Source organism: Caballeronia sordidicola, from assembly GCF_001544455.2.
GTDB lineage: Bacteria > Pseudomonadota > Gammaproteobacteria > Burkholderiales > Burkholderiaceae > Caballeronia > Caballeronia sordidicola.
In genome coordinates, this window is the sequence record NZ_FCOC02000008.1 from 161,627 (window position 1) to 184,168 (window position 22,542).

Annotated in this window: 20 protein-coding genes; 1 reads left to right on the forward strand and 19 read right to left on the reverse strand. The window is 60.5% G+C overall.

The genetic code is table 11. The features are described from left to right. Nucleotides 1–29: 29 nt before the first annotated feature. The 15 genes from AWB64_RS15385 to ndk all read right to left on the reverse strand — a co-directional run bounded on the left by AWB64_RS15385 (nucleotide 30) and on the right by ndk (nucleotide 16,995). Nucleotides 30–1,376 (reverse strand): adenylosuccinate synthase, encoded by a 1,347-nt coding sequence (locus tag AWB64_RS15385; RefSeq protein ID WP_060856282.1) that lies wholly within the window; start codon nucleotides 1,374–1,376, stop codon nucleotides 30–32. A 164-nt stretch (nucleotides 1,377–1,540) separates the two neighbouring features. Beyond that, nucleotides 1,541–2,692 (reverse strand): ATP phosphoribosyltransferase regulatory subunit, encoded by a 1,152-nt coding sequence (locus tag AWB64_RS15390; protein WP_060856283.1) that lies wholly within the window; start codon nucleotides 2,690–2,692, stop codon nucleotides 1,541–1,543. Between the two features lie 129 nt (nucleotides 2,693–2,821). Continuing rightward, nucleotides 2,822–3,013, reverse strand: a complete 192-nt coding sequence (locus AWB64_RS15395; RefSeq protein ID WP_047897627.1) for a DUF2065 domain-containing protein — start codon at nucleotides 3,011–3,013, stop codon at nucleotides 2,822–2,824. A gap of 43 nt (nucleotides 3,014–3,056) precedes the next feature. Further along, nucleotides 3,057–3,971, reverse strand: coding sequence for a protease modulator HflC (gene hflC, locus AWB64_RS15400; RefSeq protein ID WP_060856284.1), 915 nt, complete (start codon nucleotides 3,969–3,971; stop codon nucleotides 3,057–3,059). Nucleotides 3,972–3,982: 11 nt separating this feature from the next. After that, entirely contained in the window at nucleotides 3,983–5,458 is a 1,476-nt protein-coding gene (hflK, locus tag AWB64_RS15405) for an FtsH protease activity modulator HflK (protein ID WP_060856357.1), read from the reverse strand. Between the two features lie 47 nt (nucleotides 5,459–5,505). Continuing rightward, a complete protein-coding gene (hflX, locus tag AWB64_RS15410) occupies nucleotides 5,506–6,780 on the reverse strand; it encodes a GTPase HflX (RefSeq protein ID WP_060856285.1) in 1,275 nt (424 codons plus the stop codon). Between the two features lie 35 nt (nucleotides 6,781–6,815). Further along, a complete protein-coding gene (hfq, locus tag AWB64_RS15415; protein ID WP_031356421.1) occupies nucleotides 6,816–7,052 on the reverse strand; it encodes an RNA chaperone Hfq in 237 nt (78 codons plus the stop codon). A gap of 162 nt (nucleotides 7,053–7,214) precedes the next feature. After that, the gene (der, locus tag AWB64_RS15420; RefSeq protein ID WP_056364601.1) at nucleotides 7,215–8,552 is read right to left on the reverse strand and encodes a ribosome biogenesis GTPase Der; all 1,338 of its coding nucleotides are present in this window, start codon (nucleotides 8,550–8,552) and stop codon (nucleotides 7,215–7,217) included. 454 nt (nucleotides 8,553–9,006) lie between these two features. Next, nucleotides 9,007–10,146 (reverse strand): outer membrane protein assembly factor BamB, encoded by a 1,140-nt coding sequence (bamB, locus tag AWB64_RS15425; protein ID WP_060856358.1) that lies wholly within the window; start codon nucleotides 10,144–10,146, stop codon nucleotides 9,007–9,009. 145 nt (nucleotides 10,147–10,291) lie between these two features. Continuing rightward, nucleotides 10,292–10,921, reverse strand: coding sequence for a tetratricopeptide repeat protein (locus tag AWB64_RS15430; RefSeq protein ID WP_060856286.1), 630 nt, complete (start codon nucleotides 10,919–10,921; stop codon nucleotides 10,292–10,294). A gap of 100 nt (nucleotides 10,922–11,021) precedes the next feature. Next, a complete protein-coding gene (hisS, locus tag AWB64_RS15435; RefSeq protein ID WP_060856287.1) occupies nucleotides 11,022–12,368 on the reverse strand; it encodes a histidine--tRNA ligase in 1,347 nt (448 codons plus the stop codon). Between the two features lie 6 nt (nucleotides 12,369–12,374). Beyond that, complete coding sequence (gene ispG, locus AWB64_RS15440; protein ID WP_060856288.1) at nucleotides 12,375–13,694, reverse strand: flavodoxin-dependent (E)-4-hydroxy-3-methylbut-2-enyl-diphosphate synthase; 1,320 nt, start codon at nucleotides 13,692–13,694, stop codon at nucleotides 12,375–12,377. A 239-nt stretch (nucleotides 13,695–13,933) separates the two neighbouring features. After that, entirely contained in the window at nucleotides 13,934–15,088 is a 1,155-nt protein-coding gene (locus tag AWB64_RS15445) for a RodZ domain-containing protein (RefSeq protein ID WP_060856289.1), read from the reverse strand. Nucleotides 15,089–15,330: 242 nt separating this feature from the next. Continuing rightward, nucleotides 15,331–16,473, reverse strand: a complete 1,143-nt coding sequence (gene rlmN, locus AWB64_RS15450) for a dual-specificity RNA methyltransferase RlmN (protein WP_060856290.1) — start codon at nucleotides 16,471–16,473, stop codon at nucleotides 15,331–15,333. 96 nt (nucleotides 16,474–16,569) lie between these two features. Next, entirely contained in the window at nucleotides 16,570–16,995 is a 426-nt protein-coding gene (ndk, locus tag AWB64_RS15455; RefSeq protein WP_047897645.1) for a nucleoside-diphosphate kinase, read from the reverse strand. 308 nt (nucleotides 16,996–17,303) lie between these two features. On the opposite strand from ndk, the gene AWB64_RS15460 reads away from it, so the two are divergent. Further along, on the forward strand, nucleotides 17,304–18,002 hold the full coding sequence (locus AWB64_RS15460) for a Bax inhibitor-1/YccA family protein (RefSeq protein ID WP_060856291.1): 699 nt from the start codon (nucleotides 17,304–17,306) through the stop codon (nucleotides 18,000–18,002). A gap of 92 nt (nucleotides 18,003–18,094) precedes the next feature. Here AWB64_RS15460 and rlmD read toward each other — a convergent pair whose 3' ends face one another. From rlmD to AWB64_RS15480, 4 genes are all read right to left on the reverse strand, one after another. Beyond that, nucleotides 18,095–19,534: a 23S rRNA (uracil(1939)-C(5))-methyltransferase RlmD gene (gene rlmD, locus AWB64_RS15465; RefSeq protein ID WP_374728629.1), complete on the reverse strand. Its 1,440-nt coding sequence runs from the start codon at nucleotides 19,532–19,534 to the stop codon at nucleotides 18,095–18,097. Between the two features lie 66 nt (nucleotides 19,535–19,600). Continuing rightward, entirely contained in the window at nucleotides 19,601–20,377 is a 777-nt protein-coding gene (locus AWB64_RS15470) for a 3'-5' exonuclease (protein WP_060856293.1), read from the reverse strand. A gap of 65 nt (nucleotides 20,378–20,442) precedes the next feature. After that, nucleotides 20,443–21,537: an RNA polymerase sigma factor RpoS gene (gene rpoS / locus AWB64_RS15475; protein WP_060856294.1), complete on the reverse strand. Its 1,095-nt coding sequence runs from the start codon at nucleotides 21,535–21,537 to the stop codon at nucleotides 20,443–20,445. Nucleotides 21,538–21,548: 11 nt separating this feature from the next. Continuing rightward, nucleotides 21,549–22,541 carry a peptidoglycan DD-metalloendopeptidase family protein gene (locus AWB64_RS15480; RefSeq protein WP_060856295.1) on the reverse strand — a complete coding sequence of 331 codons (993 nt, stop codon included), beginning with the start codon at nucleotides 22,539–22,541 and terminating at the stop codon, nucleotides 21,549–21,551. Between the last annotated feature and the right edge of the window lies 1 nt (nucleotide 22,542).

Consider the following 22,542-nt stretch of genomic DNA (forward strand, 5'->3'; position numbering starts at 1 on the left):
ACTTGGGTCTTGGCTAGACGCTCAAGGTCTTAAACCTTGAACGGATGACGCAGCAGGATGGTCTCGTCGCGGTCCGGACCTGTCGACACCATGTCGATAGGCACGCCCGCCACTTCCTGCACCCGCGACAGATATTTGCGCGCGGTTTCCGGCAAGCTGTCCCATTGCGTAATGCCGATGGTGCTTTCCTTCCAGCCGCCAAACGTCTCGTACACCGGCTCGCAACGCGCCACTTCCGACGCGCCGCGCGGCAGGATGTCGACGTCCTTGCCGTCGAGCTTGTAGCCCACGCACAGCTTCACTTCGTCCAGTCCGTCCAGCACGTCGAGCTTGGTCATGCACAGGCCCGAGATGCCATTGATCTGGATGGAACGGCGCAGCGCGGCGGCGTCGAGCCAGCCGGTGCGGCGCGGACGCCCCGTGACCGAGCCGAACTCCTTGCCAACCGTCGCAAGCGTCAGGCCGATCTGTTCCTGACGATGTATGTTGTCCGCATCGTACAACTCGCTCGGGAACGGTCCCGCGCCCACGCGCGTGCAGTACGCTTTCGTGATGCCGAGAATGTAATTGAGCTTCTGCGGACCCACGCCCGCGCCCGCCGTTGCAGCGCCCGCCACGCAATTGCTCGACGTGACATACGGATACGTGCCGTGGTCGATGTCGAGCAGCGTGCCTTGCGCACCTTCGAACAACAGGTTGCGGCCAGCGTGGTTTTCGTCGTAAAGACGGCGCGAAACGTCCGTCACCATGGGCGCGAGGCGCTCGGCATAGCCGAACATGGTGTCGAGCGTTTCCTGATAGTCCACGGCGGCCGCGCCGAGGTAACCCGTCAGCACGAAGTTATGGAAGTCCAGTGTTTCGCGCAGGCGTTCGGCGAACACTTCACGGTCGTACAGGTCCTGCACACGCAGTCCGCGGCGGCCGACCTTGTCTTCATACGCCGGACCAATGCCGCGTCCTGTCGTGCCGATCTTCGCCGCGCCGCGGCGTGCTTCGCGCGCCTGGTCAATGGCAATGTGATACGGAAGGATCAGGTTGGCGGCTTCGGAAATGAACAGGCGCTTCTGGACGTCGACACCGACCGCTTCCAGTTCGCCGATTTCCTTAAACAGCGCTTCCGGCGACAAGACCACGCCATTGCCAATGTAGCAAGCCGTGCCGGCGCGCATGATGCCCGACGGAATCAGGCGGAGGATGGTCTTCTTGCCGCCGATAATCAGCGTATGGCCGGCGTTGTGACCGCCCTGGAAGCGCACGACGCCCTGGGCGTGGTCCGTCAACCAGTCGACGATCTTGCCCTTGCCCTCATCACCCCACTGGGTGCCGACCACGACGACGTTGCGCCCCGGGTTCACATTCACTGCGCTGGCAGACATGTCAATTTGATAGCTGGTTAAAAAAGCATTTTACCTATGTTCGCCGAAGGTTCCGAGTTTTTCCCGGTATTTGCGAACGCTTATCGACTTTGTGTCGATTGGATGAGGCTGGAGTCTTGTCTGACGCTTGCCGCCCTGAATCGCGTGGGCAAACGCCGGAGCCGCTAGGAACGGGCCTCGACGACCCATTTCCCGTCGCGCTCGACCAGCACGCGGTCGAATGCGAACTCGTCGAGATCATGGTCGTGTCCAGGCAACGCCTGGATCACCACTTCGCCCGCATCGCGCAGTTGCGCAACCGCAGCGCGCAGCGGCTCGTCGTGATTCCACGGGGCGAGTACCGCACTGCCGCGGGCGTCGATGGGAGAAATGCGCGCAACTTCGCGCAGGTCCAGCGAGAAACCCGTCGCCGGACGCGCGCGTCCGTAGGCGAGGCCCACGTCGTCGTAACGCCCGCCGCGCGCCACCGCGTTCGGCACGCCGTCCACATAAGCCGAGAACATCACGCCGCTGTGATACGCATAGCCGCGAAGATCGGCGAGATCGATCATCAGTTCGGCGCCATTGGCCTGATGCGCGAGGAACGCGAGGTCATCGAGTGCACGGGAAATCGCCGGCAGGTTTGGCAGTCGGGCGCGCGCGTCTTCGAGCACCGACGCATCGCCGTACAGCGACGGCAACGCGCGCAGGGCGTCGCGGGTGACATCGCCGAGCTTCGCCGTCAGTTCGTTCAGGCGCGGCACGTCTTTGGCCGCGAGTGCGGCGTAGAGCGACTCACCAAGCGCGGCGGCGGCGGGTTCCAGTTCGAGCAAAGCCCGCAGAACACCTGAATGGCACAAGTCAAGGCGCACTTTGTTCAGGCCGCTCAGATGCAGCGAATCGAGCATCAACTGCTGGATTTCGAGATCCGCCTCAAGACCCGCATGACCGTAAATTTCCGCGCCAATCTGAATCTGCTCGCGCGTCGCATGCAAGCCGCGCGGCCGCGTATGCAGCACGTTGCCCGCATAGCAAAGGCGCGTCACGCCTTGCCGGTTGAGCAAATGCGCATCGATACGCGATACCTGCGGCGTAATGTCAGCGCGCATGCCGAGCGTGCGTCCGGACAACTGGTCGACAAGCTTGAACGTGCGCAGGTCCAGGTCGCGGCCGCCGCCCGTCAACAGTGACTCGATGTACTCAAGCATCGGCGGCATCACGAGCTCGTAGCCATACGAACGAAAACGGTCGAGCAGCCGGCGGCGCAATTCTTCGATCTTGCGCGCCTCGGACGGCAAGACGTCGGCAATATTCTCAGGGAGTAACCAGGTGGACATCGGGGCGTTTCCTACGGAACGTTTTGAGCGCGGCGGTGCGGGTGGACGTGGCATCGCCGGTCGGTCAGGATAATCTTTTGATCTGCGGGCGGCTACTGGCGGTTTCGGGCCGGCTCGCCCGGCGGCATTTCAGGTCGCAATCAGCAGCAGAATCACGCCAAGCACCATCGCGATCAGACCGCCGATGCGAATCTGATGCGGCGGCCGCTGGGCGATCCGGCGGAACGTGTCGCGCCAGGAGTTCGGGAAGACGAACGGAAACATCCCTTCGATAATCAGCATCAACGCAATCGCGAGCAGTAACGATGCAGCCATGTCCATTCGATAAATTGCGCCGCGGCTCGCACCGCGGCGCTTCGGAAGCTCAGCGCTTGCGCGCGAGCGCCGGGGTGGTGGCATCGGCGGCGCTCGGCGCAGCGCCATTCGGGCTGCGCATGAAGCGGAAGAAATCGCTGCTCGGATCGACAACCATCACGTCGCCGGCATTGAACGTCTTTTTATACGCTTCGAGGCTTTGATAGAACTGGTAGAACTGCGGATCGACGCCGTACGCGTCGGCGGCAATCGACGCAGCCCGGCCGTCGCCCTCGCCCTTGATGGTCTGCGCTTCCTTGTAGGCGTCGGCGAGAATGGCTTCTTGCTGGCGATCCGCATTGGCCTTGATGGCGTCGGCGTCGGCCGTGCCCTTCGCGCGCTCTTCAGCCGCCGCCTGCTGGCGCGCCGCGATCATGCGCTTGTAGACCGAATCCGCCACCGCGGCCGGGAAGTCGATGCGCGTGAGCTGCACGTCCACGAGTTCCACGCCGAACGCCGCTGCCGGCTGCTCGATCGCCTTCTGCGCTTCCGTGCCAATAGCCTGCTGCTCGCCGAGCACGTCGCCAAGTGTCCGCTTGGTGAACGACGAGGTCAGCGCGGTGCGCGTGAGCGCGGCCAGCCGGTCCTGCGCTGTCTGCGTGTTCTTCTCGTTGCTTTCAAAAAGCTTGAGCGGATCCGCGACGCGATACTTGATGACCGTATTGGCAATCACCTCGTTCTGGTCGGACGTATTGAAACGGTCCGTGCCCGCTTCATCGAGCGTGAGCGTGCGCGTGTCGATCAGCGTAAGCGTCTGGAACGGCGGCGGCAGCTTGAAATGCAGGCCGGGCGTGACGAGCTTCGGCTCGCCGCCACCATGCGCGGTAACCACGCCGGCGTGGCGTTCGTCGACCACGAACATCATGGAAGAGCCGATGAACAACACGACCACCACGGCAACTACGAGAGCCACGATTCGATTCATGATCGCGCCCCTCATTGCGTGTCGTCTTCACGCGAACGCGAACGGAACGCGTCGCGCGAGCGCAATGGATCACCACCGGTCGTTTTCGCCGATGCCGACGCCGGGGAAGAAGCCGCCGCGCTCGCCGCGATGCTGGCGGACGCGGTTTGCGCCGCGACCGCTGACGCGGCCTGCGCGCTTTCGGCACGCGCGTCCTGCGTGATCGAGCCGCCTATACCGGCGACACCTGCGGGCGCAGCGCCAACCGGCTGATTCGGCGCGGCAGCCGATGCCTCCGGCGCGCCGCTTGCCGGCGCGGCCGCATTCGCGCGCTGGCGGTTTGCATCGACGAGCTTGTCGAGCGGCAGATAGACCACGTTGTTGGAACTCTTGCTGTCGACGAATACCTTCGTCGCCCGCGAATAGATCTGCTGCATTGTTTCCAGATACATGCGTTGACGAATCACTGCCGGCGCCTTCGAATATTCTGCATAAACCTGCTTGAAGCGCTCGGCATTGCCTTGCGCCTGCGAAACGGCCCGGTTGCTATAGCCCTTGGCTTCGTCGATCATGCGCGCCGCGTCGGTCTTCGCACGCGGCAGAAGCTGGTCAGCGTAGGCCTTGGCGGTATCCACCGCGCGTTCGTTGTCCTGGCGCACCTTCGCCGCTTCTTCGAACGCGGGTTGAACCTGAGCCGGCACCTGCACGCTTTGAATGGTCACGCCGGTCACCTGCAAGCCGGTCTGGTAAGCATCCAGCGATGCCTGAATGCGATCGACCAGCTTTGCGCGCAATGCTTCGTGATCCTTGAAGAGCAACTCGTCCGTGCTGTGCGTACCGGCGATCTCGCGAATGGCGGCCTGCGCCGACTCCGTCACGTTCTGTTCGGGATCGAGATTGCGGAACAGGTAATCCGTTGCCGACTTGATCTGATACTGCACGGCAAAGCGAACGTCGACAATATCCGCGTCGTGCGTAAGCAGCGACGCGTCGCGGACATTGGCATGTGTGAGCGTGTTGTTGCGCCCGATATCCACCGAACGGATCTGCGACGTATTGACGATCTCGTGCGACTCGAACGGATATGGCAGGCGCCAGTGCACGCCCTGCTCGGCCTGGCCTTCGTACTTGCCAAAGCGCGACACGACGCCCACATTGCCGTCCTGCACGACAAACACGCCGCTGCCGAGATAGATCGCAATCAACGCACCGACAACAATCCCGAAGCCGATCTTCGCGCCACGGCCGTTATCTGGACGCGGACCGCCGCCCGCCGGCTTCTTGCCGAACAGGCCCGCGAGCTTCTTGTTGAAGTCGCGCCACATCTCGTCGAGATCCGGCGGTCCCTCACCGTCCTTGTCCTTCGATGGACGCTTCTGTTCCTGCGGACGCTTCGGATCCTGGCCTTTAGTGTCGCCATTGCCGTCGCCCCGCCCCCAGCGCGGATCGTTGATCGAAAAGACGGCATGCGAAAGCTGCCGGGTACTCCGCTCGTTGTAGTCGTTCACTCGGTGATTCACCATTAGACAGCCGGGTCAATGCAAATCGGAACAAATCAGTGCCCGTGCTCGGGGACCTTGCGGTCTTCACTTTCGTCGGCTGGCCGGTGGTCTTCCGGTAGCGTGGTTCCGTCGTCGGATGTGCTATCCATGGACTCCGGCACGATTGTGCCGTCCGGAAGTTCCGTGTACTCGTTGTTATCTTTAGGTTCGGAAGCCGCAAATTCGGCGATTGCCGCGCGCAGCGCGTCGAGTCCCTGACCCGTTCTCGCGCTCAAAAAGACGCGCAAAATATTACCATACTCGTCCCTTTCAACCGCATCGTTGCGGGCCGCGAGCTCAGGCACCGCATCGATCTTGTTGAACACGAGAATCTGCGGAACGCCGTCGGCGCCAATGCTGCTCAGCACCTTGTTCACTTCTTCGATCTGATCGAGCCGCACCATGCTCGACGCATCCACCACGTGCAGCAGCAAGTCGGACTGAACGGTTTCCTCGAGCGTCGCGCGGAACGCCGCGACGAGCTGGTGAGGCAGGTCGCGAATGAAACCCACCGTATCCGATATCACCGCCTGCCCCGCTTCCTCACCGAGATAGATCCGGCGCGAAGTGGTATCGAGCGTGGCGAACAGCTGGTCCGCCGCGTAGGCTTGCGCCTTTGTCAACGCATTGAACAACGTTGACTTGCCCGCATTCGTATAACCCACGAGCGACACCGACGTGGTCCGGTTGCGCTCGCGCTGGCGGCGCTGCGTGCCGTGCTGGCGCTGCAGCTTCGCCAGCCGCGCCTTCAACGCCTTGATCCGCTCGCCAATCAGCCGGCGGTCGGTTTCAAGCTGCGTTTCACCCGGTCCGCGCAAACCGATACCGCCCTTCTGCCGCTCGAGGTGAGTCCACGCGCGAATCAACCGCGTGGACAAGTACTGGAGTTGCGCGAGTTCGACCTGCAGCTTGCCTTCGTGACTACGGGCACGCTGCGCAAAAATATCGAGGATAAGACTGGTCCGGTCGATCACGCGCAGTTCCAGCGCGGTTTCCAGATTGCGCTGCTGCGCGGGCGCCAAGGCGTGATTGAAAATGACGAGTTCCACGTCGTTGGCAACGCACGCGAGGCGCAGCTCTTCGACTTTGCCGCTGCCGACAAACATCTTGGCATCAGGGCTGGAACGACGGCCGGTCAGGGTAACGGCGGGATGGGCGCCCGCACTTTGTGCGAGCAGACTGAGTTCTTCGAGACTGGCGTCGAAATCGATTTTCCCGAAGTCGACACCCACAAGCGCTGCGTTGATCAAATTGATGTTTTCATTTTGAAGCGACCGGTGAATTAGCATGTTTATTCATGCCGTCGCACCGGACGCTGCGAGGTTTAGGGCGTTTCGGCATCCGGGTGGAAATTCACCGGACGCGCTGGCACGACCGTGGAAATGGCGTGCTTGTAGACCATCTGGGTAACTGTATTCCGGAGCAACACGACGTACTGGTCGAACGATTCAATATTGCCTTGCAGCTTGATGCCGTTGACCAGATAGATCGACACCGGCACATGCTCTTTTCGCAGTGCGTTCAAAAACGGGTCTTGTAACAATTGCCCTTTGTTGCTCATAGCAAACTCCGTATTATTTTTGCAGGTTAACGTGATTGCGACGAAGAAAAAGAGATCCGCCGTCAATCGCTACACTATAGCCGATTTTCATTTTCGCACCAGCGCGCGCCGGCCGCCCAAAACCCGGCGAAACGCTTGATGCACGCGGGATTCAGCCAGACTTCAGCCCTTATCCGCGTAAGGATTCGCACTCGAACGAAACTCTATGCGCAATGGAGTCCCAACCAGCCCAAAAGTTTCTCTGAAGCGCCCTTCGAGGTAGCGTTTATAGGTGTCGGTGATCGCGTCGAGCGCATTTCCGTGCACGACAATGATCGGGGGATTCTGCCCGCCCTGATGCGCATAACGCAGCTTCGGACGGATCGGGCCGCGACGCCGCGGCTGCTGGAACTCCACGGCGTCAATCAGCGCGCGCGTGAGCTTCGGCGTTGGCAGCTTTGCCATGGCGGCGGCGTAAGCGTCGTCGACAGATTTCATCAACTGGCTAATACCGGTTTTCTCCAGCGCCGACACGTAATGAAATTTAGCAAAGTCCAAAAACTTGAGCTTGCGTGTCAGGTCAGCCTTGGTGCGCTCGCGCACATGGGAATCGAGCCCGTCCCATTTGTTCACGCCGACCACCAGCGCACGCCCCTGTTCAACCACGAATCCCGCGATGTGCGCGTCCTGCTCGGAGATGTCCTGCTGCGCATCGAGCAGCAGGATCACCACGTTCGCGTCTGAAATCGACTGCAGCGTCTTCACCACCGAGAACTTCTCGATCGCTTCGAACACCTTGCCGCGACGACGCAAACCCGCTGTATCGATCAGTGTGTACTTGCGGCCACTTCGCTCGAAATCAACATAGATGGAATCGCGCGTGGTGCCGGGCATGTCGAACGCGATCACGCGCTCCTCGCCAACCAGTGCGTTTATCAGCGTGGACTTGCCGACGTTCGGACGTCCGACGATGGCGATCTTCACACCGCGCGCAGCCTTCTCCTCCGGGTCTTCTTCCGGCTGGCCGGCGTACGCGATCTCGAGTGCATCGCCGATCATTTCCGTCACGCCGTCGCCGTGCGCTGCCGAAATGGCGCGCGGGTCGCCGAGGCCAAGCTCATAGAAGTCAGCGGCCACTGCGCTGTACTTCATGCCTTCGGCCTTGTTGACGACGAGAAAGAGCGGCCGGCCCGTCTTGCGCAGATAGTCCGCAATCGCCTTGTCTTGTGGCGCGAGGCCGTTGCGGCCGTCGGTAATGAACACGACCACGTCGGCCTCTTCCACCGCCTGACGCGTCTGACGAGCCATTTCATGCAGGATGCCGTCTTTCGCGACCGGCTCGAAACCGCCGGTATCCACGACCAGATACGGACGGTCGCCCACGCGGCCTTCGCCATAATGGCGGTCGCGTGTGAGACCGGGCAAGTCGGCGACGAGGGCGTCGCGCGAACGCGTCAGGCGGTTGAAGAGCGTCGATTTCCCCACATTGGGGCGCCCCACGAGGGCAATTACGGGTTTCATCAGATGGTGTTCTTGGTTGAACGCAAGGCGGATCATTCCGGCCCAGCGTGCGCCGGATGTCACTCCGGAAACGGCGAACCGCGAGTGCGCGATCCGGCGGTGTGTCGAAAATTAGCACGGTTCCAGCGGATCGGTCGCTGGATGCAGCATGTGCGGTTGTTTTTAACTTCCTGCTGATCGGTCCTGCCGGCCCGTTCGAGGCGCATCTGGAACGCGTTGAGCGCTCCGTCGAAAACATGAATTTGCGCGCCCAGCGGCAGGAATGCAGATGCCGGGATAAACGGTGTGCCGTTGCCAATGCTGCTTGTGCGCTTATTTGCCGCACGACAGATTCGTCATGTGCAGCGTTGATGAATCGATTCTATTCGCACGGCGCGGACTTAAAAAAACAAAAAGTCCGTAGAAACACGAGCGGCCGGCAAAACCGGCCCGCTCGTCAGCTCAATCCAGACCCTCAGCGCGGACGGAAACCGTACAGGCCGCCGTCATGCGTCTGGATCACCAGCGTGTCGCCGGCCAGAACCGGTGCAGCCGTGATTGCGCTGCCGTCGGTCTTGGCGCGGCCGACAAATTCGCCATTGGTCGTGGAAAGGAAATGTACAAAACCTTGATAGTCGCCGATCACGACCGCGCGACCCAGAATGAACGGCACGCTGACCGTGCGATTCTTCAGCTTGTCGTTCTTCCAGAGCGAGGTGCCGTCGATCGCGCTGAATGCGTTGACCACCGACCAGTCGTCACCCGCCGCCACGACTTCATTGTCCTGCGCGAGACCGCTGTCGCTCGAGAAGTTCTTTTCCCATTGCGGACGGCCCGAGTTGGCATCGAAACAGCCGATGCGGCCCTGGAACGTCACCGCACAGGTCTCCGATCCGACCAGCGTCGGCGCACCCGTCACGTCGTTGATACGTTCGACTTCGGTCACGCCCTTCGGGAATGAAACCGGCGTCTGCCAGTATGCGTCGCCGGTTTGCAGGTTGATTGCCGCGAACGTGCCGCCCGGGAAACCCGCCAACACCGCCTGCGATGCCGCGAACGTCATGCCGGCCGCAACACGCAGGTTCAGCGGCACCGCGCGCGCCTGGAACATCCACTTCTGCTCGCCCGTTTGCGAATTGAACGCCACGATCTTGCCGTCAATGGTGCGGACGATCACGAGGTCGTTGCCCACGAGCGGCGGCGAGATGATTTCGCCCGGCGCCGTAGCCGTCCACAGTTGCTTGCCGTCAGGTCCGAGCACGAACACACTGCCCTTCAGGCCACCGACCGCGGTCAGGTTGCCATCGGTACCCACGCCCGCCGACAGATCGTCCTTGAGCTTGACGCGCCATACATCCTGACCCGTCTTCGCATCGATCTTCGCAACGGTGCCGTTCGCACCCGCCGCAAACACAGCGTCGCCGACGGCAACCGGCGAGAACATGTAGCGTCCAGCCTTGCCGACGCTCGCCTTCCAGGCCTGCTCCACATTCAGAACGGGCTTGATCTCGACAAGCGGAGTCGGCACCCGGCGCTCGTCCTTGGTGGCACAGGCCGTGAGCATGACCGACATCGCGCAGGCGAGCGGCAGAGCGTAGCGTTTCAGAAAATTCATCGGTGGACGCAACATGGATAAGGTGAAATCGGTTGATCGGTGTGCTGCGCGAAACCCGCTTGAAATAGCCGGGAACCCGCGACTTTAACCCATTGAGCAACGCACTCGCATAAAGACCACGGTTGATGCGTGACTCAATCCAGCGCTAGCCGCCCAGCGCGTCGAGCTTGAACTGGATCAACTGGCGCGCGGACGAGTCGGATTGCGGCAGCGAATCGAGCGCCAGTTTATAGGCGGTGCGCGCGTCGTCGCGCTTGCCTTGCGCCGCCAGCAAATCGCCGCGACGGTCCGCCACCACGCCCTTGAACGCGTCGAGCGGTTCGTCGGCCAGCACTTTCAGGCCGGCGTCGTAGGCTTTTTCATCGAGGAGAATCAACGACAGCCGCAGTTTCGCGATCTGCTTGTATTCAGCATCCTTTGCGTGATCGATGACCCATTGCAATTGCGTTTTCGCGCCTGCGCTGTCGCCGCTCATGTATAGGGATTTGGCTGCGGCGAGCGCGGTCATCTGCGCGTAGGCGGTACCGCCGAACTTGTCTTCCATGTCCGAGGAAACGCGCGAAATCAGCGTCTTGTCGCCCGCGGCCACAGCCTGCTGGACCTGATCGTAGAGGACAGCGGCTTCGGCGGCCTGCCTGCGTTGCCAGAAGTTCCAGCCGTTCCAGCCTGCCGCGACCACGAGTACCGCGAGCACGATCCAGGTCGTGGAGTTGCCCCATTTGGCCCACCAGGCCTTCAGGTTTTCAAGTGACTCTTGTTCTTCGTGATAGCTCATGCCCAGCGTATTCCTTGACTGCTCTTGTGTTCGCGTGCAATGCCGCGCGCCATTGTTTCGGTCCATCGCACGGGGCTTTCCGCGCGACGCCGCCGGACAATCAGTCGGCGCCGTCGTCGGCGGTTGCCACCATCGCATTGATTAGAAATTCGGTCAAGTCTTCCACAGGCACGGTGGCCTGCTCGTTCTTTTGACCCGTTGATTCAAGCGATGTCGCGCGCAACGGCTTGACGCCCACCATGCCCTGCGCAAGCTCGTTTTCGCCGAGTACGACTGCAAATGCCGCACCGCTCGCATCGGCTTTTTTCATTTGCGACTTGAAGCTCGCCGCGGCGCCATCCGGGCTGCAATGAAGGATGACGTCGAGGCCGGTATCGCGCAAACGCTCCGCGATGATAAACGCCTGCAACGCCGCAGCCTCGCCTTGATGCACGACGTAGATGTCCGTGCCTTCCGGCGCCGGCACGAGATCTTCTTCTTTCAGCAATTCAAGAATCCGCTCGACGCCCATGGCCCAGCCGCACGCAGCCGCCGCCTTGCCGCCAAGCTGCTCGATCAGCGGATCGTAGCGCCCGCCGCCCGCGACCGTGCCTTGCGAGCCAAGCTTGTCGGTCACCCACTCGAACACGGTCAGATTGTAGTAATCAAGACCGCGAACGAGACGCGGGTTGATCGTGAACGGCACGTTGTTCGCCTTCAGCAAACGCTGAACGCCTTCAAAGTGCGCAAGCGATTCGGGCCCGAGAAAATCGACAAGCTTTGGCGCGTTCTGCGCGATTTCCTGCATCGCCGGATTTTTCGTGTCGAGCACGCGCAACGGGTTCGTATAGAGACGGCGTTTCGCTTCTTCATCGAGTGTGTCGATGTGTTGCTCGAGATAGGCGATCAGTTCCTTCCGGTGCGCTGCGCGTTCTTCAGGCTGACCAAGCGAATTCAGTTCCAGACGGATACCGGAGAGCCCGAGATCGTCCCACAGGCGCTGACACATCATGATGATTTCAGCATCGGTGTCCGGACCTGCAAAACCAAGCGCTTCCACGCCAACCTGATGAAACTGCCGATACCGCCCACGCTGCGGACGCTCGTGACGGAACATCGGCCCGACATACCAGAGCCGCTTCGGGCCGTCGTACAGCAAATTGTGTTCAATCGTCGCGCGCACCACTGCGGCCGTGTTCTCCGGTCGCAGTGTGAGTTGCTCGCCATTGAGCGCGTCGGTGAAGCTGTACATTTCCTTCTCGACAATATCCGTCACTTCGCCAATGCCGCGCGTGAACAGTTGCGTATGCTCGAGAATGGGCGTGCGGATCTGCTGGTAGCCGTAGGCCCGCAGCATCGACTTCACGGTACTTTCGAAGAATTCGTACAACGCGGCGTGCTCGGGCAGGATGTCGTTCATCCCTTTCACGCCGCTCAGCTTTTCAAGCTTTTTCTTGACTTCAGTCATCTGTCTTTAGATTGTTTCTGCCTGCGCGGTTTCGCGCTTGCCATAAGTGCGCGTGACGTAATCGCTGACGATTTGCTGGAACTCCTGAGCGATATGTTCGCCGCGCAACGTCTTGACCTTCACGCCGTCAATAAACACCGGCGCCGCGGGATTCTCGCCCGAACCCGGCAAGCTGATGCCAATATTCGCCTGCTTGGATTCACCCGGCCCGTTCACGATGCAACCCATCACCGCAACATGCATCTTCTCGACGCCGGGGAACTGATCGCGCCAGACCGGCATTTCGTTGCGCAGGTAAGTCTGAATCTGCGAGGCCAGTTCCTGGAACAACGTGCTCGTGGTGCGCCCGCAGCCTGGGCAGGCAATGACCATTGGCGTGAACGAACGCAAGCCCATGGTCTGCAGGATTTCCTGCCCGACGATCACTTCGCCAGTTCGCGCGCCGCCGGGTTCGGGCGTGAGCGAAATCCGGATGGTGTCGCCGATGCCCTCTTGCAACAGCACCGACAACGCCGCCGTCGACGCCACAATGCCTTTCGAGCCCATTCCCGCTTCGGTGAGCCCAAGGTGCAGTGCGAAGCTGCAGCGCTTGGCCAGTTCGCGATAAACCGCGATCAAGTCCTGCACGCCGCTGACCTTGCACGACAAAATGATCTGATCGCGCCGCAAGCCGAGTTCGACCGCACGTTCCGCCGAGCCGATCGCCGACTGGATCAATGCCTCGTACATCACGCTTTGCGCTTCCCAGGGTGTTGCACGCGCGGCGTTTTCGTCCATCATGCGCGCGAGCAGGTCCTGGTCGAGACTTCCCCAGTTCACCCCGATCCGCACCGGCTTGTCGTAACGCGCGGCCGCTTCGATCATCTGGGCAAATTGTGTGTCGCGTTTTGCGCCAGCACCGACGTTGCCCGGATTGATACGATATTTCGACAGCGCTTCCGCGCAAGCAGGATAGTCGCGCAGCAGCGTGTGACCGTTGTAATGGAAATCGCCGACGAGCGGCACGGTCACACCCATTCGGTCGAGCTGTTCGCGCACGGCCGGTACCGCCGCCGCGGCTTCAGGCGTGTTCACCGTGATCCGCACCAGCTCCGAGCCGGCTTGCGCCAGTTCCTTGATCTGAATTGCCGTACCAATTGCATCTGCGGTGTCGGTGTTTGTCATCGACTGGACGCGCACGGGCGAATCGCCGCCAATGGTGACGAGCTGGCCGCCCCATCGAACGTCAACCGCGTGCGACGCCCTTCGTTTCCACGATCCGCCGAAGACAGGCTCCGACGAACAAATCCTGCTTTCAATTAGGGGTTGTTGAGCTTCGGATTGCATCTAAATGGCCCTCTGCGTTGCCGGATACCGCACGGTGACGCGTTTCTGGAATGAATGAGACTCAAGGACAAGGAACGGCGTTTGAAAATTCGCAACGCCTCGCCGAAATCTTCGCACGGTTTCGTGTCAGACCTGAAGATCGAGGCCAGACGGCTCGATTCAGCGCAGCACGAGAACCGGCCAGCATCCGTTGTTCGCCAAACCCCGGCGCGCTTCGCCCGGAGCTTGCGGCATCCGCCTCACGGCAAGGAAAAACGCGCGACATTGCCTTTGGCCGGTCCGAACTTGGCAGGATCGACCGGCTGTCCATCGAACGTCAGCGAGTCGAGACCCGCGCGATTTCCAACGGTGATCTTGAACGGCGCGTCTCCCGCTACGCGCTGCACCGAATCGGCCTTGACCAGACCCGAGAAGACTTCCTTACCGTCCTTCTGGCGCACGCTGAACCAGCTATCGCGCGCCACCTTTAATTCGAGCGTATTTGCACCGGTCCCAACCACAGCGGCAGCCGACGCAGGCGCCTCGGGTTTAGCCGCGTTCGCGAGCGGCACGGCGGCCGGGACGCTTGCGCCCTTGGCGGCCGTGCCCTGAACAGCCGTAATAGTCGAGGAAGACGCGGGCAGCGCGTTCGTGCCCAACGGACTCGGCATTGGCTGAGCGGCCGCTTGCTGCGCGGTCGAATTATTCGATGCAGCGCCACTCGCAGCCGTATCGCCAGGTGCGACCGAACCCGCGTTTGCGCTGGACTCTTCGGACGCGACCACGGCCGAGCCCGAGCTCGTTTCGCCGCCCGCCGACTGACTCGCACCATTGGCGCTAGCCTTCAATCGTGAGAGCCACGCCGCCGAGTCGCCGCCGGTATGCCACATTGCAAGCGCGATCACCGCGACAATTACTGCCGCGACACCCCACAACCAGGACCGGCGCTTCGGCGAACTGCCAAGCGGCACCGAGACACGGCCGCGAGGCAATCCCGCGCCCGACGACGCGGGCAACGACAAATTCTGTTCTACCGGACCATTGGCCTGACGCAGCGCTGCCGTGAACGGTGCGGGATCCGCGCCCATGATCTTCGCGTAACTGCGCACGATGCCCGCTGCAAAGTTGCGATCCGGAAAAAGGCTAAGATCGCCACTTTCGAGCGCGCGCAACTTTTGCGGCGATACCTTCAGCCGCGCAGACACGTCATCCAGCGACCAGTTCTTCGCCTCGCGAAGTTGCGTTAGACGAACGCCCACCGCTGCGACCGACTCAAGGCCCGCTGCTGCCTGGACTCCGCCCTGCACTGCGCTCGGAGTGTGCTCCGGCTGGCTTGCGGACACAGGCCCGGCCTGACCGCCCGACTGGCCACCTTTATGAGCGCCAAATGGCGTCGGGTGCTGCGGCTCACTCATCCCAATTTCCTCGCATCGATTCTTTTTTGTCGCTGCTCGGCTTCGTTGCCGAGCACGGCGCTACCGCACGAAACTGCCGCACCGGCGTTGCAGACCGCTTTATAACAAAATGCACGGTGTTGTGCGCCGACTTTGATCGTTTATTGCCGAATTTTCCGATTTCGCAACCGAATGGCACATATCGGCTAATTAACTAACGCGCGTGCAGCCGCAACGCCGTGGCGGCTTGGCCGATACGCGCGTCAAACAGCCCGAACCTCAATAACCTTCGACGCCTTGCCCATGCGCTGCGCAAGACGCGTACGGTCCTGTACCGCGCCGGCCAGTTGCCCGCACGCTGCATCGATGTCGTCGCCGCGGGTCTTACGCACCGTGGTCACAACACCGGCGTCCATCAATACCTGTGCAAAACGCTTGATTTGTTCATTGCCGGATCGCGTCAATCCGGATTCAGGGAATGGATTGAACGGAATCAGATTGAATTTGCACGGTACGTCGCGAGTCAGCGCAACGAGCTCCTGAGCATGCGCCTCGCTGTCATTCACACCGTCGAGCATGCAATACTCGAACGTGATGAAATCGCGGGGCGCCACTTTCAAATAACGCTGGCACGCGGCCATCAGTTCGCGCAGCGGATACTTCTTGTTGAGCGGCACAAGCATGTCGCGCAGCGGATCATTCGGCGCATGCAGGGACACGGCGAGCGCCACCGGCAAATCCGCGCCAAGCCGGTCCATCATGGGCACGACGCCCGACGTGGACAAGGTCACCCGGCGCCGCGACAACCCGTAGGCGTTGTCGTCGAGCATCAGGCGCATGGCGGGCACCACGGCGTCGTAATTGAGCAACGGTTCGCCCATGCCCATCATCACGACATTGGTCACGACGCGGTCCGCTTTGCCGTTGTTCGGCACGCCATAAGTACCGCTCCTGGATGCACGCAGCGCAAATTCCGCCATTCGCAACTGGCCGATGATTTCGCCCGTGCTCAGGTTGCGGGAAAACCCCTGCTTGCCGGTCGAGCAGAACCGGCAATTGACCGCGCAGCCCGCTTGCGATGAAACGCACAGCGTGCCGCGATTTTCTTCTGGAATGTAGACAGTCTCGACCGCGTTGCTGTTGCCCACGTCGATCAGCCATTTGCGCGTGCCGTCGGTGGAAACGTGGTCGCGAACGATGGCGGGCATGTCCAGACTTGCCCGGCCTTTCAATTTCTCGCGCAATGATTTCGCGAGATCGGTCATGCCGTCGAAATCGTCAACGCCGAACTGGTGGATCCAGCGCTGCAATTGCTTGGCGCGAAACGGCTTCTCCCCCAGGCTGTCGCAATATGCAACGAGCCCGGCGGCATCGAGATCCAGAAGGTTGACGGTGGAAGCTGTCATTCGATTTCTGCCATTTCCTGATAAGCGAAGCCGGAGGCGTTCGAAGTCGCGCTCCGGTCATTTCGCGCCAATTCCTGCGATAAATCTACTCCCGAATCAACGCGAATAAACGTTTACTTCGGGGAAGAAGAACGCGATTTCCTGACGCGCGGTCTCTGCTGCGTCCGACCCGTGCACTGCATTAGCGTCGATGCTGTCCGCGAAATCAGCGCGGATCGTGCCCTTGTCCGCCTTCTTCGGATCCGTTGCGCCCATCAGGTCACGGTTCGTCAGGATGGCGTTTTCGCCTTCCAGCGCCTGGATCATCACCGGGCCGGAGATCATGAATTCAACGAGGTCCTTGAAGAACGGACGCGCAGCGTGGACTGCGTAGAACTTTTCCGCGTCAGCACGCGACAGGTGAACCATGCGAGCTGCGATAATCTTCAGGCCCGCCTGTTCAAAACGGCTGTAGATCTGGCCAATCACATTCTTTGCCACTGCATCCGGTTTGATAATCGACAGGGTGCGCTCGATTGCCATGAAAAACTCCAAAAAATGAACGGGTTACGAATATAAATGAATCGACAATTGTAGCACGAAGCGTTGTATGATTGCGATGGAAACCTTACGGCATCGTAAGTATCAAAGCACATGTGCAGTAACGAAATGCGCGGTAATTTTAATGACCCGCTCGTTGCGGTGCAGCACCGTTGAATTTGGCGCAACATAGACGCATATTGCGTCTGTAAGGGCCCGCCAGTGGCCCGCAACGCTGCGGCGTAGAACAAGTCGGGCCAGTATTTTTTGAACCAGGTTGCTTTACACAAGTTTAGGCAAGGAGAGAAACCATGAACGAGTCCCCTTACGGTTTTGGCCGTACCGGCAGCGTCACGTCGTCCGAAACCCGCAACCGTGTGTTGCGCAATACGTATTGGCTACTCGCCCTCTCGATGGTGCCGACAGTTCTCGGCGCCTGGGTCGGCGTTGCAACGGGCTTTTCGCTGTTTGCAGCGACCAGCCCGGCCATGAGCTTCATTGCCTTCCTCGCGATAGCGTTCGGCTTCATGTTTGCTATCGAACGCACGAAAAACAGCAGCCTGGGCGTCGTCGTACTGCTTGGTTTCACGTTCTTCATGGGACTGATGCTGTCGCGCATGCTGAGCTTCATTCTCGGCTTCTCGAACGGACCGCAGCTCATCATGATGGCCTTTGGTGGCACGGGCGTGATCTTCGCGGCCATGGCGACCATCGCAACGGTCAGCAAGCGCGACTTTTCCGGCCTCGGCAAGTGGCTGTTCGTGGGCGTGCTCGTGCTGCTGCTCGCTGCGTTCGCGAACGTATTCCTGCACTTGCCCGCATTGATGCTGACAGTGTCCGTGCTGGCGATCGTGATCTTCTCGGCGTATATGCTGTTCGACGTCCAGCGCGTTGTGAACGGCGGCGAGACGAATTACATCAGTGCCGCACTCGCAATCTATCTGGACCTGTACAACGTATTCACGAACCTGCTCGCGTTACTCGGTATTTTCGGCGGCAACCGGAACTGATCTGGTCCTCGAAAGTTTCAAACAAAAAAACCGGCCTTTCTGGAGGCCGGTTTTTTTATGCCTGGCGCAAACGCATCCGGATAGACGAAGAATCAGTCTCGTTCGAATAATGCGATCGACTCGACGTGCGACGTGTGCGGAAACATGTTCATCACGCCGGCGCCCTTGAGCCGGTAACCCGCCTCCCGGACAAGCACGCCCGCGTCGCGCGCGAGCGTTGCAGGATTGCACGATACATACACAATACGCCCAGGCATCACGTCGTAGTCCCCATGCTGCGCCAGTTCAGCAAGCGCCTTCGACACTGCCAGCGCACCGTCGCGAGGGGGATCCACGAGGTATTTATCGAAGCGTCCGAGTGCACGCAGATCGTCGGCCGTGACTTCGAACAGGTTTCGGCATGCGAACGATGTATGACCATCCACGCCATTCGCCCTGGCATTTTCGAGCGCGCGCTGCGTAAGCCCTTCGCTGCCTTCAATACCCATCACTTCACGCGACACCCGCGCAAGCGGCAGCGTGAAATTGCCGATACCGCAAAAAAGATCCAGTACGCGATCCGCGCGTGAAGGCGCCAGCAATCGCAACGCGCGACTCACCAGCACGCGGTTGATCTGATGATTGACCTGCGTGAAATCGGTTGGCTTGAACGGCATCCGGATATTGAACTCCGGCAAGGTGTACGCCAGTTCACGTTCGACCGGATGAAACGGATATGCGGTATCGGGTCCTTTGGGTTGCAACCAGAACTGTACGCCGTGCCTGTCGGCGAAGGCACGGACCAGCGCCTCGTCGGCCTCGGTCAACGGTTCAAGAATCCGCAGGACCAGCGCCGTGATTTCGGCGCCCACAGCGACTTCGATTTGCGGCAGGCGATCGCGAACGGAAAGATCCTGAACAAGCTTGCGAAGCGGCATGAGCAGCGCCGACACGTGTGGCGTCAGCACCTCGCAAGTTGGCATATCGGCGACAAAATCGCTTTTCTTCTCATGAAATCCGACCAGCGCGCCGCCCTTTCCCGCGATCAGCCGAACGGATAGACGCGCGCGATAACGATAACCCCAAGACGGCCCATGAATCGGCCGGTAGATTGTCTCGGCGCGCAGCTTGCCAATGTGTTCGAGGTTGTCCTCGAGCACCCGCTGCTTGACCGCGATCTGTGCACGCACATCGAGATGCTGCATGGAGCAGCCGCCGCATTTACTGAAATAGGGACATTTCGGACGCGTCCGCATCACGCTTTCGCGCAATACCTTGACCAATAGCCCCTGCTCGAATGCCGCTTTCCGGCGAAAGGTCGCATACGAGACACGTTCGCCCGGCAGCGCGCCTTCCACGAAAATAACCTTGCCCGCCGAACCGTCTTCCGTACGCGTGCGGCCGACGCCCTGGGCCTCCATATCTAGCGACTGGATTTCGATCTCGAGTGGTGCCGCCGCGGGGTCGAGCGGAACGATTCGTCCAGGCGGATTCCATCGGCGATTGGATTTTTTACGAGCGCGAGGCACCTGCGGACTTCCTGACTGATATATGAATTGAAGGGAAAGACTGCGAAGGCGGGAATTGTAAACGATGCCGCACCAGCAATCGGCAGATGCCTATTGGCCGAACGCCGCAAGGTATTCGGCCCAGTGCGGCGCGGGTTCCAGCGCGAGCGCGTTTTTCACCACGTTGATTTCATCAACATATTCCTCTTGGGAAAACCCGCCGCGCATCAACTGGAAGCGGCAATACATCAGGTAAGTATTGACCACGTCGGTCTCGCAGTAATTGCGGATTTCGTCGAGCCGCCCTTCCGAATACGCCTGCCAGACCTTGCCGCCGTCCATGCCCAGTTTTCCCGGAAAACCACACAGCTTTGCGAGAGCGTCCAGAGGTGCATTCGCGCGTGCCTGATACATCGCGAGCACATCCATGAGGTCGGTGTGGCGTGCGTGATAACGGCTGATGTAATTGTTGTAGCGGAATTCGCGGTCATCGTTGCCCAGGTCCCAGTATCGGGAAGCCGTTACGCCATGAATCAACGCGCGATAGTGCAAGACCGGCAGGTCGAAACCGCCGCCGTTCCACGACACGAGTTGAGGCGTGTATTTCTCGATCACGCGAAAAAACGACTGGATCAGCGCAGCTTCCGAATCCGTGGTGGCGCCGAGCGAGCGCACGCGAAAACCGGTGTTGTCGCGGAACACGCATGAAATGGCGGCGATGCGCTGCAAATGGTGCGGCAGGAAGTCATTGCCGACCCGTTCGCGGCGCGCGGCGAAGGCGTGCTCGGCGACTTCGGCGTCGGTGAGCGTGGCGGGGAGATCTTCGAGACGGCGAATACCCTCGACATCGGGGATTGTCTCGATATCGAATACGAGAATGGGAGTCATTACTTGATTGGATTCGGCGTTTTTCTAAGGAAAGCGCTGACCGGTCGCCGCCTGACTACAAACCACTACAACACCGCATCTTTGCGCACGCCGTTCGATGCAAAAAAACGCTTCAGCCGCACCAGCGCCTCTTGCTGGATCTGGCGCACTCGTTCACGCGTCAGGCCCATTTCGTCGGCGAGTTCCTCGAGCGTGGCCGGTTCGATGTGATTCAAGCCAAAACGGCGTTCGATCACGTGCCGGTGTTTGTCGGAAAGACGCGAAAGCCAGAGCTTCGTCAGCGTTTCCAGTTCGCGATGCTGGACTTCGGAATCGGGAGACTGGCTGGCGTCGTCGGAAAGCAGGTCGAGCAAGCTGCTCGCCGGATCAAGGTCCAGCGGCGCATCCAGCGACGCCGTGTGTTCATTCAGCGCCAGGATGTCAGTGACTTCCTCGGGCGTCTTGCCGGTGAGATGCGCGATGTCGTCAATACTCGCGTCGCGTCTATCCGGCGCTATGGCCGCCGTGGAATTAGCCGAGCTTTTCTCGAGATGGCGTTTCGCGCGCAGCACCTGATTGAGTTCACGAATCACGTGAACGGGCAAACGCACTGTGCGCGCCTGATTCATGATTGCGCGCTCTATGCTCTGGCGGATCCACCATGTGGCATAGGTCGAAAACCGGAAACCACGCGTAGGATCGAATTTTTCGATCGCGTGCATCAGGCCGAGATTGCCTTCCTCGATCAAATCGAGCAGCGGCACACCTCGATTGAGATAACCCTTCGCGATACTCACCACCAGCCGCAGATTGCGCTCGATCATCACCTGCCGCGCTTCGAACTCACCGGCTTTAGCGAGCCGCGAGTAACGCTGCTCTTCTTCGACAGTCAAGAGCGGCTTTACGCTAATACGATTCAGGTAATGCTGAATGGTGTCGGCGGTCAGTTCGGCCTGCAGGATCGACTTGAAGTCGTCGACGTCGGGCACGGAATCGTTTGCGCCCTCCGCTGCATCCTTGCCACCTGATCCGCTTTCTTCGTCACCGTCGAGTTCGGCTTCAACCGTTTCGGATTCCGACTCGTCTGCGTGGCTCGAAGCGCCGTCTTCCACCGTTGTCTGCGTGGGTCGGCTGATTGGCTCAGTCTCGGCTTGCGGCGGGCGGCGCTTCGATTTAGGCATGGTGATTTCGCTTATTGCGGCGGCAAATACGTCAGAGGGTCGACAGGTTTGCCCTGCCGGCGAACTTCGAAATGCAACATCACACGGTCCGAATCGCTGTTGCCCATCTCGGCGATCTTCTGCCCTTTTGTCACCGCGTCACCTTCTTTTACCATCAAAGCGCGGTTATGTGCGTACGCGGTCAGAAAAGTTGCGTCGTGCTTGATGATGATGAGATTACCGTATCCGCGCAGCCCGTTGCCGGAATAAACGACGCGTCCATCCGCCGATGCATTGACCGGATCTCCGGGCGATCCGCCAATATTGACGCCTTTGTTCTTCGCGTCGTCGAACGTGCCGAGAATCGGTCCACGCGCAGGCCAGATGAATGCCGGCTGACCCGCCGGCGCCGCTGCTGCGCCGTTGTCAATCCCACTCGCTCCCGGCTGATTCATCGCCAATCCTGGCGCCACCGCCGGCGCTGTCCCAGGCAACGGGGCAGGCGCCGTACCCATACCGGACGATGAACCGTAAGCAGGCGCGGTCGGCAGGGTTGCGCCGTTGGAATTGTAATTGTTCGCGCCATACGTGTTCGTCAGCGGCTGGGCCTGCACGCCTCCACCTGCGATAGGAGCGGTAGAAACACCCGGCGTTGCGGCGGCGAGATTCGCGCCCGGAGGTGCGACCCGAAGCAATTGATCGACTTCGATCTGATTCGGGTTCGTCATGTTGTTCCACGACGCAATATCGCGATAATTCTGACCGTTTTCCAGCGCAATCCGGTATAGGGTGTCACCCGGTTTCACGCGGTAATAGCCCGGCGGCGGCGGACCGGGCGGCAACACGGCGCCATCCTGAGCGGCTTGCGTCCCGATAGCGGCTCCGGTCCGGTCGACGACGGGCGCGTTGTCCATCCGTGTTGCGCACGCAGCCAGCACGGACAGCGCCGCGACGCACACCATGCGCTGAACCGCCGTCAAACCGCGGTTTGCGCTCACTTCTTGTTTAGCACGCAACATACTCATC